The sequence below is a fragment of the Dyadobacter luticola genome (assembly GCF_005860805.1).
Taxonomy (GTDB): Bacteria; Bacteroidota; Bacteroidia; order Cytophagales; family Spirosomataceae; genus Dyadobacter; species Dyadobacter luticola.
Genome location: NZ_VCEJ01000002.1, coordinates 1,634,314 through 1,650,489, shown reverse-complemented (window position 1 = coordinate 1,650,489; position 16,176 = coordinate 1,634,314). Strand labels below are relative to the sequence as shown.

9 protein-coding genes are annotated in these 16,176 nt (G+C 46.3%); 4 read left to right on the top strand and 5 right to left on the bottom strand.

The window, feature by feature from the left end:
* Positions 1-128: 128 nt before the first annotated feature.
* From FEN17_RS06945 to FEN17_RS06930, 4 genes are all read right to left on the bottom strand, one after another.
* Positions 129-1,436 (bottom strand): esterase-like activity of phytase family protein, encoded by a 1,308-nt coding sequence (locus FEN17_RS06945; protein ID WP_138364549.1) that lies wholly within the window; start codon positions 1,434-1,436, stop codon positions 129-131.
* A gap of 129 nt (positions 1,437-1,565) precedes the next feature.
* Complete coding sequence (locus FEN17_RS06940) at positions 1,566-5,732, bottom strand: GEVED domain-containing protein (protein WP_138364548.1); 4,167 nt, start codon at positions 5,730-5,732, stop codon at positions 1,566-1,568.
* Between the two features lie 114 nt (positions 5,733-5,846).
* A complete protein-coding gene (locus FEN17_RS06935; protein ID WP_171037856.1) occupies positions 5,847-9,290 on the bottom strand; it encodes a T9SS type A sorting domain-containing protein in 3,444 nt (1,147 codons plus the stop codon).
* Between the two features lie 102 nt (positions 9,291-9,392).
* Positions 9,393-10,379, bottom strand: coding sequence for an endonuclease/exonuclease/phosphatase family protein (locus FEN17_RS06930; RefSeq protein ID WP_138364546.1), 987 nt, complete (start codon positions 10,377-10,379; stop codon positions 9,393-9,395).
* A gap of 156 nt (positions 10,380-10,535) precedes the next feature.
* On the opposite strand from FEN17_RS06930, the gene FEN17_RS06925 reads away from it, so the two are divergent.
* The 3 genes from FEN17_RS06925 to FEN17_RS06915 are packed head-to-tail and all read left to right on the top strand — an operon-like array spanning position 10,536 to position 13,859.
* On the top strand, positions 10,536-11,708 hold the full coding sequence (locus FEN17_RS06925) for a glycosyltransferase family 4 protein (protein WP_138364545.1): 1,173 nt from the start codon (positions 10,536-10,538) through the stop codon (positions 11,706-11,708).
* Between the two features lie 35 nt (positions 11,709-11,743).
* Positions 11,744-12,694, top strand: coding sequence for a lysylphosphatidylglycerol synthase transmembrane domain-containing protein (locus tag FEN17_RS06920; protein WP_171037855.1), 951 nt, complete (start codon positions 11,744-11,746; stop codon positions 12,692-12,694).
* Positions 12,687-13,859, top strand: coding sequence for a glycosyltransferase family 4 protein (locus tag FEN17_RS06915; protein WP_205748103.1), 1,173 nt, complete (start codon positions 12,687-12,689; stop codon positions 13,857-13,859). The genes FEN17_RS06920 and FEN17_RS06915 overlap by 8 nt, the downstream gene beginning before the upstream one ends.
* A 39-nt stretch (positions 13,860-13,898) precedes the next feature.
* Here the strand turns inward: FEN17_RS06915 and FEN17_RS06910 are convergent, their stop codons facing one another.
* Positions 13,899-14,180, bottom strand: coding sequence for a hypothetical protein (locus FEN17_RS06910; protein WP_138364543.1), 282 nt, complete (start codon positions 14,178-14,180; stop codon positions 13,899-13,901).
* Between the two features lie 143 nt (positions 14,181-14,323).
* Here FEN17_RS06910 and FEN17_RS06905 point away from each other — a divergent pair, with 143 nt between their 5' ends.
* Complete coding sequence (locus tag FEN17_RS06905) at positions 14,324-16,174, top strand: alkaline phosphatase (protein ID WP_138364542.1); 1,851 nt, start codon at positions 14,324-14,326, stop codon at positions 16,172-16,174.
* The last annotated feature ends 2 nt before the right edge of the window (positions 16,175-16,176 follow it).

The following is a 16,176-nucleotide window of genomic DNA, read 5'->3' as shown; positions in this document are numbered from 1 at the left end:
GAAGAAAAGCTTGCCAGGCCCATTTTCTCCTTGTAAACGTTGATTGTTGAATCCCGGAGAAGTCTTTTAAACAAACAAGCCCGACCGAAACAGCCAGGCTTGTCAGCAAAAATTTTATCTAAATGAAACTACCAGAGCGGCTGCTTCAATTTCACAAAGTAGATCGTGTTACGGTCCACCTTGCCGGTTGCAGGCAGAATTTTGGTGTCGTAAGTTCCCAGCTGGCCAGCTTTGGTTACCACTCCGAAATCGTCGTCATTGGAAATTGCGATGGTGTTCGCGTCGATGATGCAGATACCTTCGGCTTTGTCGTGTGGGTAAAGGGTTGAAATGTCGGTCATCAGGTCAGCGGCCAATGTTTTGGTGACAGGCATAATGCCGTTTGCAGCCAGTCCGGCCATGTCTTTCAGCTCTTCCACGGTTTTGCCGCCGTAAAGTTTTCCATTTTCACCGTTGGCAGGATCCGAAATATCCGTCGCGCCGGAAATATCGATTTTAAATACCTTTTTGAAAACCGATCCTCTTGTCGCGTCAGTGGCGTACTCACCATCTCTTTCAATCACAAGAAACTGCGTGTTATTGATCGCAACAATCTCACTATTAGCTTGTAAGTTGGCTTTATCGATCAGGTAAACATATTCTTTGCTCGTGCCGGACGCAATGTCAAAAGCCAGGATCCGCGTAACCATCGAACCCGCGATAGCAGCCGATGAAGGGTTGTAAAGTGGAAACTGCATCATCCCCACCAGCGTTTTTCCATCTGGTGTGATCGCCAGCCCTTCCATGCCGCGATTAGGTCTTCTTTTGGCAAAAACCATCGGAATTTTGCGCCCGCCCGTACCATTTCCAAATGGATTGATGCGCTCGATGGTGTTACCATTTGCATCAAAATGCACAATGTGCGGGCCATACTCGTCGCTTACCCAGAATGTGCCGTCGGCAGCCATCGTCAAACCTTCCGAATCGATCCCATCCACGCTATTAGGCAGCACATTGCCCGTCACATCCTTTGCAATTTCGCCACTGAAACCGAAGCCGGTGGGGTTAGGCAAACCGTTCAGATTTTGGCCACTCGCATTTTTGAGGTAAATGGTTTTTTCCAGAACAAGCTGGTCGCCGATCAACCGGAACTTCCCGATTTGCGGAACGAACTCAGGCGAAGAAAACACCTTGACATTGGCCTCGGCGCCATCAATGTTGGAACCCCTGTCGGTGAGCAGATAAAACGCGTTTTTGTCGTGCGGGTCCTGCACGAGCGCGGAGCCAAAACCCCCATTATAAACAGTAACATTCCCAACCTGCGCCATCACCGCAGGATTGGAAGCCTCAGCCCGCGCCGGGTAGCTATCAGAAGGCACTTCATGATCGGTGCAGCCGCTCAAAAGCAAAGCAGAAGCAGCTGTCAGGGTAAGGCCAGCAAGTAAAAAAGTCTTCATTTCCACGAGTTTTATTTTCGGTAAAACTACGTGAGGGGATGTTAAGGAGATGTTAAGTTTGGGTAGGGTGGGTTATGAAAATGTTAAGGACAAGGGTCGGCAAGCATAGGTTAACTGACATCTCAGAGTCTATTTAATCAGTACTCTTTGATACACTTTATTTTCTTCGGAAATGACTTCCATTAAATAGATGCCTGGCATAAAGCCGTTGACGTCCATGCTGACCTTTTGTTTCCTAGAAGATGATTGTAATTGTAGCTCTTTCATCAGAATGCCATTTGAATTCAGCAGACGCACATTGATCGCATTAAAATGGCTTCCACTAATCTCAGCTACAAGCTTGTCTTGTATAGGATTTGGGAAGACCATAGCTGTTAAGGTTACTTTTTCGAGTTCAGCTGAGTCATAATCAGCTGCTAGACGCGCGTTGCCGTTGCATCCACCAGTAATTGTTTTTGAGATTGTTTTTGTGCAGCCCTGAGGCGTTGTCAGCGTAACCTGATAGTTGCCTGGGGTAGTTATATTAATCAAGGAAGTAGTGGCACCGGTATTCCACTTATAGCTATAATCGGTTTCAAGAGTGATTGCCGTTAAGGCGATAGTTGGTCGGGAACAAGTTAGGGAAGTTTCACCATTGATCACGAGAAAGAGATCTGGTTTAGTTGAAGTGACTGTCATAGCAGCTGTTGCTGTACATGCACCTTGTGTTTTGACTACGGTGTAAGTTCCCGGAGCATCAACATCAATAGAGGCTGTCGTTGCGCCATTACTCCATTTATAAGCGGCCCCCGCCGTCTCACTTACTTTCAGCGTAACTATTGGAGACTCGCAGGTAAGAACGTGGTTTCCAGTAATGTTGAGTTCAACGGGTTTAACACTGCCCGTAATAACCTTACTAGCAACATTATAACAATCAGCACTTGCCACGACGACAGCGTAATTCCCTGCTTTGGTTACAATTATGGATTTGGTAGTTTCTCCTGTATTCCACAAATAAGTTGGATTGGCTGCTTTTGATTGTGCCGTTATGGTAATATTTGTTTTGGCACAGCTAAGAACACTCGAACCCGTAATGTTAATGTCGGGAGGAGTCGGAGTGCCAACTATCTTTCTCGACATCATTGTTTTACATACTCCACTGTTGACAGTAACCTTGTATGTTCCCGCATTTGTCACCTCAATACTTTCCGTCGTCGCTCCGTTGCTCCAGAGATATGTTGGATTGGGCGACGTGGTTGCGGCAGAAAGAGAGAGTGATGTATGGGAACAACTTAAAACGGTGTCGCCTGTTACAATCAAATTCGGAGCCGGTTTATTAAGTGTCACATTTTTAGAGGCGGTTGCCGTGCAAGTTCCCTTGGTAACCGTCACTGAATAACTGCCTGGGCTGGAGACGTCAATAGCAGGAGTTGTTGCTCCATTGCTCCATTTGTAAGTCGCATTTGGGAAAGCGGTTGCCGACAACCTGATCTCAGGCAATAAGCAGGTCAATTCTGACGGGCCTGAGATGCTTATTGCTAATGGAGCACCGTTTCCAGTAATTGTTTTCGACCCAGTATTGGTGCAACCCACGCTTGTAACAGCTACCGAGTAATTACCGGCTATATTTACATCTATTGATTTGGTCTTTTCACCCGTATTCCATAAATATGTTGCGTTTGGCGCATGTGTCAGTGCAGTCATTGTGATATTGGTTTTGGCACAGCTTAAGACGGAACTACCTGCTACATACACATCAGGGGGCATGGAGTTTCCTGTAACATTTTTTGAAGCCGTTTTTGTGCAACCACCACTTGTCATCGTCACCTTGAACAATCCTGGGGACATTGCATCGATTGAAGCCGTGGTTGCTCCATTGCTCCAAAGATAGGTTGGGTTAGGTGAAGTGGTTATGGCATTTAGCCGGACGCTCGTTTTAGAGCAGCTTAACAATGTGTCGCCTCCAATACTTAAATTCAAGGCGGGTCTGCTCGAAGTTACAATCGTTTTTGCAGTTGCGGTACAAGTTCCATTTGTAGCCGTTACAGTGTAGGTGCCACGATTCACTAAGTCAATAGACGCCCCACTTGTCCCATTACTCCACTTGTATGTTGTATTCGATCCTGTGTTCGCGGTAGCGGTTAATGTTACAACCGGCTGCTGGCAAGTCAATTCAGATGATCCTGAGATATTTACGGTCATAGGCGAGCCATTTCCCGTAATCGTTTTTGAAGCGCTTCCCGAACAACCCGAACTGACTACGGTTGCAGTATACGTTCCTGCTAATGTAACGGTGATGGATTTTGTTGTTTCACCCGTATTCCATTGGTAAGTTGGATTCGATGCATCTGTCTGGGCAGTTATAGTAATACTTGGCTTGGCACAGCTTAATACATAGGTACCTGTCACCGTTACTTCCGGCGGAGTGCCGCTGCCTGTTACTTGTACTGATTTTTCAATGGTACAACCGCCGCTGGTCATGATTACCTTGTAAATACCTGATTTTGTGACACTAATACTTGGTGTTGTGGCGCCGTTGCTCCAGAGGTAGGTTGGATTGGGCGATGTGGTAGCGGCGGTAAGCGTTGTTGCTGGTTTTGAACAGCTCAATTGAGCGTCTCCACTAACGTTTAAGTTGAGAGCTGATATGTTGGAATTTACCACCTTTGTAGCGGTAGCGACGCAGTTTCCGCTAGTCATAGTGACTGTATAGGATCCTGCATTAACCACATTGATATAGGCAGTGAATGCATTACTGCTCCACCGGTATTGTGGATTTGGGGCTGATGTTCTGGCAATAAGCGTGGCGATGGGCTGTGAACAGGTTAATAAGTCCGAACCCTCTATTTGGACAGTTGCGGGATCTGCGCTACCTGAGACAACATATGAAACAGAGCCAGAGCAACCATTTTTAGCTACTGTGACAGAATATGTACCGGGGGTGGTGACTGTAATCGCTCGCTGAGTGGAGCCGGTGTTCCACAAATAAGTAGCGCCTGTCTGACTTGCGGTGGCTGTCAAAGTTAGCGACCTGAGATCGCACTTTAATCCTGGGGCAGAACTTTTGATTTTTACAGTTGGTGGGTTGATGTCGCCGGAAATGGATGCGCTTCCCACGCTCGTGCATGAGCCGCTGCTCATATAAACACTATATGCATAGGGGCGGGTAACCGTGATGGATGGACCAGTAGCGCCATTGCTCCATTTGAAAGTTGGGTTTGGTGAACTTGTAGTGGCAGTTAAAACCGTAGTTGGACTGCCGCAAGTTAATATAGTCGGCCCTGAAACTGAGACTGAGACCTCACAGGAAGGATCCCTGTACGGTCTCAGGGAGTAATCTTCTGTTTCTCCATAATCATAAACGCCACATGGGTCCATGGGAACAACTCCCGAAGCAGATATTACACGCGCCCTAATCCGCCCCATTCCGAGAAATGGTGGTATCCGAATTGTTCCCGCAAAAGGTCCGGTGGTTAGTTCCGGGGTGCTATAAACACGCTCAGAACCTTCAAAAGTGCCATTCCGGTTAATATCCAACCATATAGAGACGCCAGTTTTTCTGGATTTACTCTCACGGTCTCCACTGATAATGATTGGCGTATCGACTTTAACAGAATATGGAAAAGTGAATTCGCCATAACCGTTGGGAGAGCAGCCGTCGGAGGAGCTTGTTCCACTTCTATCGAAACTAACGTTATTCAGCCCGTCGCCTTTTGAGCATCCATTGATATATGTAGGGATGCAATTGATAGCGTCATTTTGAACTGTAAGGACGTAATCTTCCGTTTCCCCATAATTGTAATTGCCACACTGGTTGTCCGCAATCACACCGTAAGCTGCTATAACCCGTATTGGAAGCGGGCCTGCACTAACCATAGGAATTTTCATTGTCTCTGAGATTCTGACTTTGGTAAAGGACGTATTTGAAAAGGCCTTTTCATCCTGTTCAAAAATTCCATTACGGTTGGCGTCTATCCATACAGCAATATTTGCGGCATTTGTCGTACCCAATAACTCACAACCGAAGTTGACGGTTTCGCCTGGTATAACACTGGTAGTATTTCCAAATGAGCCGTACCCATTAGGTGAACAATGCGAATGAGAGGTTAGATAAAGCCCATTAATGTGAAAGGAATCGATTCCATAAAAATCAGAGCAACTATTGGTGTAGGTTGGTGTACAACTAGCAGCTGATCTAACCAATGTTTCGGAAGCAACTTTCTCAGAACTGGCAGATTTCTGAAGCGCGACAGAAGGACTAAATGTAAAAAGGCAGATACACTGAAGAGCGATCCATTTTAGTAAAGTTTTAGACATAGCATCTTTTCTGGAAATTTGAAATCATATTATAAAGCATCTTACTGACCCACTTATTTTCAGTTCGTTATCGATTAGTAATACGGAAACAGTCGATCGTTCAATAATTGAAGATTATTTGATCAATACTTTTCTCACTTTTTGACTTTCAGTTCCCGGATTCACTTTCAGCAAATAGGCTCCGGAATTCAGCTTCGGCAGCGAAATGCTCAATGACTTTTCAGCACCCGAAAGCGATTTTCCATATACTACATTTCCATTTTGATCGGTTAAATTGACCGAATAGATCACATCAGGTGAATCCAGATAGATTAGGTTTTGAGCCGGATTCGGATAGACAAATAAATTTTCTGCATTATTCTGCGCATTTACATTAACAATCCTGCTATACTCGAAGCTGCCGTCAATGTCAACCATTTTGAGGCGGTAATATTGCTGCGACGTAGCATTTTGAATGTCGGTATATTGATAGGAACCACCGGTAGCATTGTTGCCAGAAGAAACCGTCGCCAAATATTGAAAGCCTTGCCGCGGATCCTCGCTTCTTTCAACTTCAAAATGCTTGAAATCGATTTCCTCAGTGGTTTTCCAGTTGAGGCGGTTGCCTTCCGGGGATGGTTTGGCGGAGAAGGATTCGAGTTTGACCGGGAGGGGCATTTTTGCATCTGTCAAAGAGACTTTGAAATTTGGGAATGGATTCGGTGCATTTGACGGGCCAGAGTCTTCGGCAACAAAAAACCTTAATGTAGCGACCCAATATTTTTTAACATTGTCCCAGCGCAAGTCTGGTTTCACGTCTATTTCACCAGTAGAGTAATATGGTAAAAAATTTGCACTAAAAATTCGTAGTCTCAAATTTGCTTTCCCCTGTTCATCTGACGGATTTTTTGGCAACTTGAGAGCGCCACTGTAGTTGTCGAAATCACTTTGACTAAAATACAGTTCCATTTTTGGCGAAGTATAATCATCGGTTTCGGAGAGCGCCGCGCTAATTACAAAGGAACGTACATTGTTTCTGAAGCGGACTTTTGTAGTGACGGTTTGTCCAAAAAAACCGTCAAGGCCAACTGACCCGGTCGTATAGCATCCGCTTTCCAAATTACCAGCAGAATTGTAACCGCTACTATTTTCCCGGTGAGGAAGTTTAACGAGCAGATCCATATCTGAGGTCGGTAAACCTCCTGAAATTGTGAACACCCTCTTTGATGCGGAAATTGGTATATTTATACAATTAACTGCGCTGGCGCTAACAGTTGTTTCGCCCGCAAATGTTGGCGAAAAGGTTAATAATCCGGTGTTGACATCGATTTGGTTCCCCGCCGCAAGGCTCAGATTATCAAGCGAATATTGTATCGACTTATATTCCCCGTATCTGGTGGCCTGATAACTCAAAATTTGTCCTTGCTGACAGCGCTGCCCAGTGCCGCTCAGGTTTAGGGTTCGCAGATCAACCAGATTATCATAAAGCTTACCATAGATTGTAAAGTCGTCCAAGTACATCTGGGGGTTGCCGCTGCTGATAGGGTGTGATATTTCGATCGTAACCTCACCGGTGAGGCCTGAGATCATCATCGCTATTGGGGACCGTGACCAGAAAGCGGTGGTTTTAAAATCGATGCTGGAACCGTTGACTTTCATAGTGTAATCACCGGAGAACACAAATAACGAGAAATCTGTGATGTCCAATTTTTTACAATTCGGTATTTTCAAATTCAAGATAAGAACGGGAACCTTGTTATAGGATTCCAGTTTAAGGACTGTACTCACATCTGCACGATTAAAGGTGGACAGATTTTCGGAATTACCCGACCACAGAGAAGTTAAACTCGGGGCTATCATGTCAGGAGTAGCTAGCTGGGCCTCGCTGGGGGGATTGCTAAGATTTTCAAAAGTATGCTGATATATGATATCGGATCTTACAGTTAGAATTTTACTATAAGAAAAAGTATTATCCGTGTAGACCACTTTCAGCCGATAGTATTGCTTCAACGCTGCGGATGGAATATGCGTGTAATGGTATTCACCTCCAGAGGGGTCGTTGTTGGATGGGATCGTTGCGATGTTCTGGAATCCTTGAAGCGTATCCTCACTGTTTTCTATTTCAAAATGGCTAAAATTGGTTTGTTCGGCAGTTCTCCAGGTGAGTTGGTCGCCTGATGAAGTGTGGATGCCGGCGATGGACTCCAGCTTGACGAAAGGGGTCTGTGTATCAGAAAGGAACACCTTGAAGTTATTCGCAGGCCATGGCTCTGCTAAACCCTGGTTGCTGAATTTATAACTGATAACCCACCATTTTCCGGCTTCATTCCAGAAAACGACAGGCTTAAGTTTCTGGACCGGATTGCCGCCGGATGGACTTATCGTTTGAATGATTAGTCTCAGGTTTTCCTTTCCCTGTTCGTCAGAAGGACCCGTCGGTAATGAAAGTGTTCCATGATAGTTATCGAAATCACTTTGTCGAAAATACAAATCAAAACCAGGTCTGGCGTCAGCTGCTGTGCTGGGACTTCCTGTGATTTCAAAATTCAGCACTCCGCCTTCGAAACGAACCTTCGCCGCCGCATATCTACTTTCGAAACCGCTCTTATAAATTACCCCGGCGGTCAGACAAGGATATTTAGAATTTTTTAAATCACCGCAGTCATTGCAATAGCTGGACATGGTTTTTGTTTGAAAATCCATATCTGTCGAAGATGGCCCTGAAGGTATGGTCGTGATATCGATGGTTTTTGTGAAAGTCTCGTTTGCACAGCCCAGAGCGATTGCTGTTAGCGAGACTGTTCCGGCAAATGTGGGGGGATAAGTCAGATAGGCGCCACTTACCATGGTTATGCCGGCAGCCTTGCTGGCAGCATCCAGCTCGTAGCTAATCGATTTATGAGGAGTGTTCAGGTTCGCTGTATAAGTCATTGAACCGGCACCGGGACAACGTTGCAGTGGTATACTGCTAGAATAGGGGAACTTGATAGCTGACAGGTTGGAAGCTGCGTCGGTTATCTGACCTTCTATTGTGAGATCATCAATGCTGGATAGGGTGCCAGGTTGTCCCGAATTAACCGTAATTTCTACTCGAAAGGCTTGAGCTATATCCTGAATAGCTGAAATGTTAACTTTTTTTATCTGCTTCACATCGGTGTAAGTGTTGCCCGTACCACCAACGGCCACTCCATACGCCTCACCATTGAGGCTGATTGAAAAGTTAGCATTATCGCTCGCAAAGCCTTTAAATGATATGCTGCTGATTGTTAATTTCTTGCAGATAGGCATTTGCACCCGAAGAACGTAAACCGCAGTGTTCCCGCTGGCAGTAATTGAAAGTGCCTTTGTGCCGGCATCGGTCCTGGTTCGGTACAGCAGTCCTGAATTCAGAAAAATGTTGCTCAGCGCGGGATTGATAATGTTGGGGGCACTTAGCTGCGTATCGGTCGGCGGATTATCCAGATTTTCGAAGTTATGCTGGAAAATAATCTCTGCCCCAAGGGAGACTGAAATCGAAAGGAAGCAAACACAAACCAAAACCAGTCTGAGCCAAGCCAAACGCCAAGTAGAAATCTTCATAAACAAAACGTTGAGTGCTGAGTAATAATCTGAAATACTAAATGTAAATAAAATGCCGGATACATATTGTACCGGCATGCTGGAAAGTAACCCAAAACTTATTTACCGTAACCGCTTAGTAAGATATTCTACTTTGCGTAGCGCCCACTGCACCCGCGCACTCACGGGATGGTGATCCGACAGCGGCAACCCCGCCGCATCGCTAAACAGATCATTTTCCAGCCGATATTCCGACGTCTTCAAAATCAGATCGTTGCTGCTGCGGTAGAGGATTTTGTCGATTGTTTCGGTGGAGTCGGTGATGGTGAGGATGTCGGCAGGGGGGATGGTTTGGGAAGATTGGGGGAGCAGGCCTTTTCGTTTGTGGAAGATCCAGGCGTCTTCGAAATGATGGTCGGCGAGGAGGGTTTTCAGGTTGTCGAGGCCGAAGCAGTAGTGTGCGTTGAGGTCTCCCATGACGATGACTGCCTGACCGGCAGAGTGCATTTTAATGTAGTTGGATAATTGGAGAATGTTGTTGCGCCTTGCTTTTGCGGCCGAGGCGTGGTTGTAGGCATTGGCGTGAACATTGTAAAAATCGATAAAAACATCCTTTGCTACTTCCAACCGGCTGTAAGTGAAGCCCTTCGGCGTAAAGCAGTCGGCACCGGTGCAGTCGTTCCATTTTACACGCCGCATTTCGCGGATCGGGTATTTCGACAAGGTATTTAGGCCGTCGCCGAAGGGTACTTTGCCTTTATTTCTTGTCCGGAAGGAGTGGGTGTTGCGATTGTAGAGATTGCGGTTGTAGTTGAAATCCTCCTGGATATGCGCAATGTCGAACCGGCTGATCCTGTGGCCGATCTCGGTGATACTCGGTGCACGCTGCGTTTTGGCGCTGGAAATGATTTCCGGTAAACCTGCCACATTATACGTGATCACCGAAAATTCGCCCGAGCTGGCCGAGTCGAGGGTGACGAACGTTGCGCCGGATACGGCATTTTGCAGGTTGTTGTCTGATGAATCTGTGCCTGCCCAGAACAGGGGCAACATCAGGAAAAGCCAGGCACCCCGGTTTCGGGAACGGTTTTTAGCAGAAGAAATGGTCATCCCTGTCGATTAAACTGGTTCACGAAAGTACGGGTGGTATGTGAACTGGATGGGAACAGGGCATTAAGGGATTGTTAAGGTATTTTGACCAAAAAATTAACCTTCCCATAACATCCGCACAACATTCTAGCCCGACATTCGCGTTTACGACTTTGTATGGAGAAAATTAGGGTTGCTTTTTTTGCGGAGATACTGATTGCTGATTTTGACGGGGCTTCAAGGACAATGTTTCAGTTGTTCGAAAGGATTGATCATGACCGCTTTGAATTTCTGTTTATCTGCGGTACTGGCCCTGAGCAGGTTGCGGGTTTTGAATGTTTGCATCTGCCCACAATTCAGATTCCGTTAAACTCAAAATATAAAATTGCGCTGCCGGCTTTGGGTACCAAAACCATTCAAGCACGGCTCGACGCGTTTGCACCCGACGTGATACACATTGCCACGCCTTCGCCGATGGGACATTTTGCGCTGGACTATGCCTCGCGCAAGGAAATCCCGGTCGTGACGATCTACCACACGCATTTTATCAGCTACATTCACTATTACCTCAAATACCTGCCATTCTTAATTTCACCGGTTGAAAAACTGGCTCAAAACATCCAGAACCGCTTTTATGATGGTTGTCAAAAGGTTTATGTGCCGTCATCAAGCATGGTTTCGGAGCTGGGAAAAATGGGTATGGATGCTGGAAAAATGAAGATTTGGAAGCGCGGAATCGACGGTGCGTTGTTTTCTCCGACGAAAAAAAATCCGGATTATTTGCGGCAGTTGACCGGAAATGACTTGCCGACTGTCTTTTTTGCGAGTAGGCTGGTTTGGGAAAAAAACCTGGAAACGCTGATTGAAATCCACCATTTATTACAAGAAGAAAATGTCTCCTGCAATTTCCTGATCGCAGGCGATGGCGTCGCTTCAAAAGAATGTCGCCAGCGGATGTCCGATGCAATTTTTCTGGGCGAGGTCGATCATGAAACATTATCGGTACTGTATGCTTCGGCGACAGTATTTGTATTTACCTCTGTTTCAGAGACTTTTGGTAATGTGGTGCTGGAAGCGATGGCGTCCGGACTGGTGCCGGTGGTGGCTGATGGGGGAGGCAGCCGCGATTTCATCACCAATGGTGAAAACGGGTACAAATGCGAACCCAATGATGCCGCGGAGTATGTTGGCAGGATTAAAAAATTGATCGAAAGTCGGTTGCTGCGACATTCACTTTCCAAAAATGCGATTGAGCACAGCCGGGCCTATGATTGGGATGAGCTGGCGAATATTTATTTTAATGACCTGGCCGAACTTGCATCGCCGGTTGAAGCAACTATCCAGGCTTGAAAATTCGTCCGATATACATCAGAATTTTTCGTGTTGTGCTGATCCTGAGCATCATCGCGATTTTATGGCAATACTTTCGGGCCACGCGTTTCAGCGAAGTTTTGCCAGCGATACGAAAAGTAGGAGCGGGGTTTGGGTACATTCTGGCCAGCACATTTACGGCGTACTGGCTGGGTACATTAAGCTGGTGGCATTGTTTGGGCACCGAAAAAATCAACATTTCAAAATCGCGGCTTTTCACAATTCGCCACATTTGCGAGACGGTAGGGCTATTCAATCCGGCCAGTTTTGCCGGAGCAGATATGCTGAAAGTGGTCATGCTGAAATCGTATGACATTCGCAGGGAAACTGTGCAAACATCCGTCATTATCAATCGCATTCTCATGATTGCCAGTCAGTTATTTCTCGTGGCGATCACGGCAACCTGGCTTATTCTTAATAAAGATCTTGGCCTCGGCTGGCAGGCAAAAGTTGGAACGATCGTGTTCACATTTACCATTCTTTTACTTGCAGCCATTTTCTTTAAAAAACTGATCAATGCGCCCGATCCGGACGTTAGTCATAAACCAACATTATGGGGACGGTTGTGGGGCAGCCTCAATAAAGTACGCGCGGAATTGTATGTTTTTTCGCGTCAGCATATAAAAAGCATGATTTTCGCATTTTCATTAGCTTGTTTGCACTGGATTGTTGGGTCTTTTGAATTTTACATTTTACTGAAATTGCTGGGCTACGACATTTTTCTGATGGACGCGCTATTGGTGGATATGGGGGTGATTCTGGTAAAATCCGCAGGTGCGTTTATTCCCGGCCAGCTTGGCGTAGAAGAAATTGGAAACCGGATGATGCTTGGTTTGATCGGGATCAGCAGCGCCTCACTCTGGCTGTCGGTGTCGGTTTTGAGACGTTCGAGGCAGATTTTCTGGATTTTGGCCGGGGGCGTTTTCTATCTCTTTTTCACCCGGAGCAACAAAGTATATGCCTGAGCCGCTGCTGGAAATCCTTTTTGTCAGCCATAAATTTCCTCCGGCGATCGGCGGTATGGAAAAACAAAGCTACGAGCTGATTACCGGCATGGAGCGGTACGCCAAAGTCCACCGGCTGGTTTACGACGGTTCTGGCAGCATTATCCGCTTTTTTTATTGTTTGAAAAAAAACATCATCCGCATTTGCAAAGAAAATCCGCGCATCTCGGTCATACATTTTAATGATGGACTCATCACGGCATTTTGCGCGAGGCACAAAGGTTACGAACATTTGAAACGCACGGCCACATTACACGGTCTCGACGTCGTTTTTCCAAGTAACATTTACCACTGCCACATCTTGCCGCGCTTCAATAACTTCGACAAACTGATCGCCGTAAGCCAGGCCACCGCAGAAAGCGCTATTTCATTGGGGATTCATCCTAACAAGCTGACTGTCATTCATAACGGTGTAGATGTGAAGGATTTTCGCGATCAGAATTCCGTTAACATTCAAAATACCTTGGCCAAATTTGGCATCGACTATCAAAACCAGCCCATCCTCGTAGCGATGGGCAGGCCGGTCAGGCGGAAGGGTTTTTCCTGGTTCATCAAAAGTGTAGTGCCTCTTTTGAAAGGAGAATTTTTATTTTTATTAATCGGACCTTATCATTCTAAACCGACTGCTGCCGAGCGTTTTTTGTTTTTTTTACCAAAAAATCTAAAAGAGAAGCTCACGCTCTTCCTTGGTTTTCCGTCAGATACTCCGGCCCTACGAACATTGCTTGTTGACCCTGAATTTTCAAAGTCAGTTAAACATTTGGGACGTCTTCACGATGCCGAGGTGAAAACAATCTTCGCCGCAGCCAGCGGGTTTGTCATGCCCAACATTCAGGTAGACGGCGATATGGAAGGTTTCGGACTGGTTTGCCTGGAAGCGGTGATAGCTGGCGTGCCGGTTTTTGCTGCGGATATCGATGGCATTCCCGACGCCATTCGTGACGGAAAAAACGGTTATCTACTTCCATCGGGAGATCCGGAAGCGTGGGCGCAGCGGCTCAATGTACTTTTAGCTAATCCGAAATCTGAAAAGTTAAATGTTGCTGCCTTTCGTGCTTATACGATTGAAAATTACAACTGGGAGAAAATGACAAAGGCTTATTACGAGCTGTTTAAGTCGTTATAAGCCTTTGATTTAACTTTTGAAATAATCCGAAAATTACGCTCAGTTTTGTCTGAATTCTTTGATCGCCTTACGGATCAGCTTGTCAGTAATTCCGCTGTATTTGATCTGCATTTGCCGCGATTTTTCCGAATCCATACTTTTCAATTTCCAGTATTTCGGATGCGTCTGCTCGATGGGCGGGTGAAAATCTTCATCTTTCGGGTCGCGGATCAGCACATCGAGATCCAGCATTACTTCATGATTATTTGGACGAACCGCCTCACTTAAGATTATTTTAATCGTCCTTCCGGTTTCAAGCGTAACTTCTTTTTCGTGTTTCATTTTTCATGTACCATTTTCGCTGCAAAGCTATTCACAAGAATATTATCCGCCTATTAAGTTTTGATCATAAATTCTTAACATTCAAAAAAGCGCCAGCCAGAACTACTGGCCTACATTTGCCGCACATTCCACCGATTTCCGACATGTCGTTTTTCAAAATAAAAGCCTGCTACATTATCGTATTGTTGACTGGCCGTGCATTTTTGGTCAATGCGCAAACCGCACCTTCCTATACTACTGCCCAGGCACATTCCCACAATGATTACGAGCAGAAAATCCCATTTTATTCTGCCTATTATCAAAATTTCGGTTCGATAGAGGCCGATGTGATCTTGCGGAATGATACGCTTTTTGTCGCGCACCAGCAATCCGATATGCAGCCCGACCACACATTGAGCAGTTTGTATCTCAATCCTTTATCTTCTGTTATTTCAACAAATAAAGACAAAGTTTTCCCCGGCTCCGACCAAGGTATCCAGCTCCTGATCGACCTCAAAACTTCGGCTGCCCAGACGATGCCAGCGCTGGTGAGTGAGCTGAAAAAATTCGAAGCCATGCTTGCGCCAAAAGGCCCTGTGAAAGTGGTGCTGAGCGGTAACACGCCCGCGCCTGCGGATTTTGGAAAGTATCCCGATTTTATTTTCTACGACGGCCGGCCCGATGTCAAATATTCTGCTGCGCAGCTGAAAAGGGTAGGGCTGATCAGCCAGTCGTTTCCGATGTATACCAAATGGAATGGTAAGGGGATTTTGATTGAAAAAGATAAAAAGTCAATCCAGGATGTGATTGCGCAGGTGCATGGTCAGGGTAAAAAAATCCGGTTCTGGGCCACGCCAGACGAGATTAATGCCTGGAAAATGCTGATGAACCTGGGTATCGACTACATTAATACCGACCATGTAGAGCAGCTGGGTACATACCTTCGCGCCCGGTCGAAAGCCGAATTCACGGCAACCGAAACCCACAAACCATACGAGCCGACCTACCGGAACAACGATGCCCGCTCGGAAGTGAAAAATGTGATTTTGCTGATCGGCGACGGGATGGGTCTGGCGCAGATTTATTCCGGCGTGACGGCCAATCACGGGCAGTTAAATCTGACCAAAATGTTGAACATTGGTTTTTCAAAAACCAATGCGTCAGATAGTTACATAACCGACTCGGCAGCTGGCGCGACGGCGATGGCGACCGGTAACAAAACGCGGAACCGGGCGATCGGCGTGGATAGTAACCTGGTAGCAGTGCCCAATTTACCAGGTAAATTGCATCTGATGGGCATCAAATCCGGCCTGATTTCAGCCGGCAGCATGACCGACGCGACACCCGCGGCCTTCTACGCCCACCAACCTTACCGGGACCTGGAAGACAACATTGCCCGCGACTTTCTGCAATCGCCCGTCAACATAATGATCGGCGGCGGTACTGCGCATTTTGAAAAAGGAAGAATAGCGGATTCGTTGAAAATGAAAGGTGTTGCATTTTCTAACAACTGGGCTGATCTGGAAAAAATAAAGGCACCATTTGTTCTGCTGGACGATGCCAAAACGGTTTCCATGCAAAAGGGCCGTGGCGATTTTCTGGTTTCAGCATTTAAAAAAGCACATCAGTCGCTTGCTGCGAATAAGTCTGGGAGCTTCATCATGGCCGAGGGCGCGCAGATTGATTACGGCGGACATGCGAATGTCGTGTCTTATGTAGTTACCGAAATGCTGGATTTTGACAAGCTCGTCGGAGAAGCAATGCGGCTTGCCGATGCGGATGGAAAAACGCTGGTGATCGTCACCGCCGACCATGAAACCGGCGGACTTACCCTGCTTGATGGCGATTTCAAAAAAGGATATGTGGACGGACATTTCAGCACCACCGACCACACTGCGGTGATGGTGCCAGTGTTCGCATACGGCCCGCATTCGCTCGATTTCCGCGGGGTGTATGAGAACACGGCCATCTATTCAAAGATCCTGGATATTTTCAAAAAGTATCAGAAGAAATAATC

What these genes read in the sequence shown, in the direction of transcription:
- FEN17_RS06910 (WP_138364543.1), bottom strand. Translation starts at nt 14,180, where the DNA reads ATGAAACACGAAAAAGAAGTTACGCTTGAAACCGGAAGGACGATTAAA.
- FEN17_RS06930 (WP_138364546.1), bottom strand. Translation starts at nt 10,379, where the DNA reads ATGACCATTTCTTCTGCTAAAAACCGTTCCCGAAACCGGGGTGCCTGG.
- FEN17_RS06940 (WP_138364548.1), bottom strand. Translation starts at nt 5,732, where the DNA reads ATGTCTAAAACTTTACTAAAATGGATCGCTCTTCAGTGTATCTGCCTT.
- FEN17_RS06935 (WP_171037856.1), bottom strand. Translation starts at nt 9,290, where the DNA reads ATGAAGATTTCTACTTGGCGTTTGGCTTGGCTCAGACTGGTTTTGGTT.
- FEN17_RS06915 (WP_205748103.1), top strand. Translation starts at nt 12,687, where the DNA reads ATGCCTGAGCCGCTGCTGGAAATCCTTTTTGTCAGCCATAAATTTCCT.
- FEN17_RS06925 (WP_138364545.1), top strand. Translation starts at nt 10,536, where the DNA reads ATGGAGAAAATTAGGGTTGCTTTTTTTGCGGAGATACTGATTGCTGAT.
- FEN17_RS06905 (WP_138364542.1), top strand. Translation starts at nt 14,324, where the DNA reads ATGTCGTTTTTCAAAATAAAAGCCTGCTACATTATCGTATTGTTGACT.
- FEN17_RS06945 (WP_138364549.1), bottom strand. Translation starts at nt 1,436, where the DNA reads ATGAAGACTTTTTTACTTGCTGGCCTTACCCTGACAGCTGCTTCTGCT.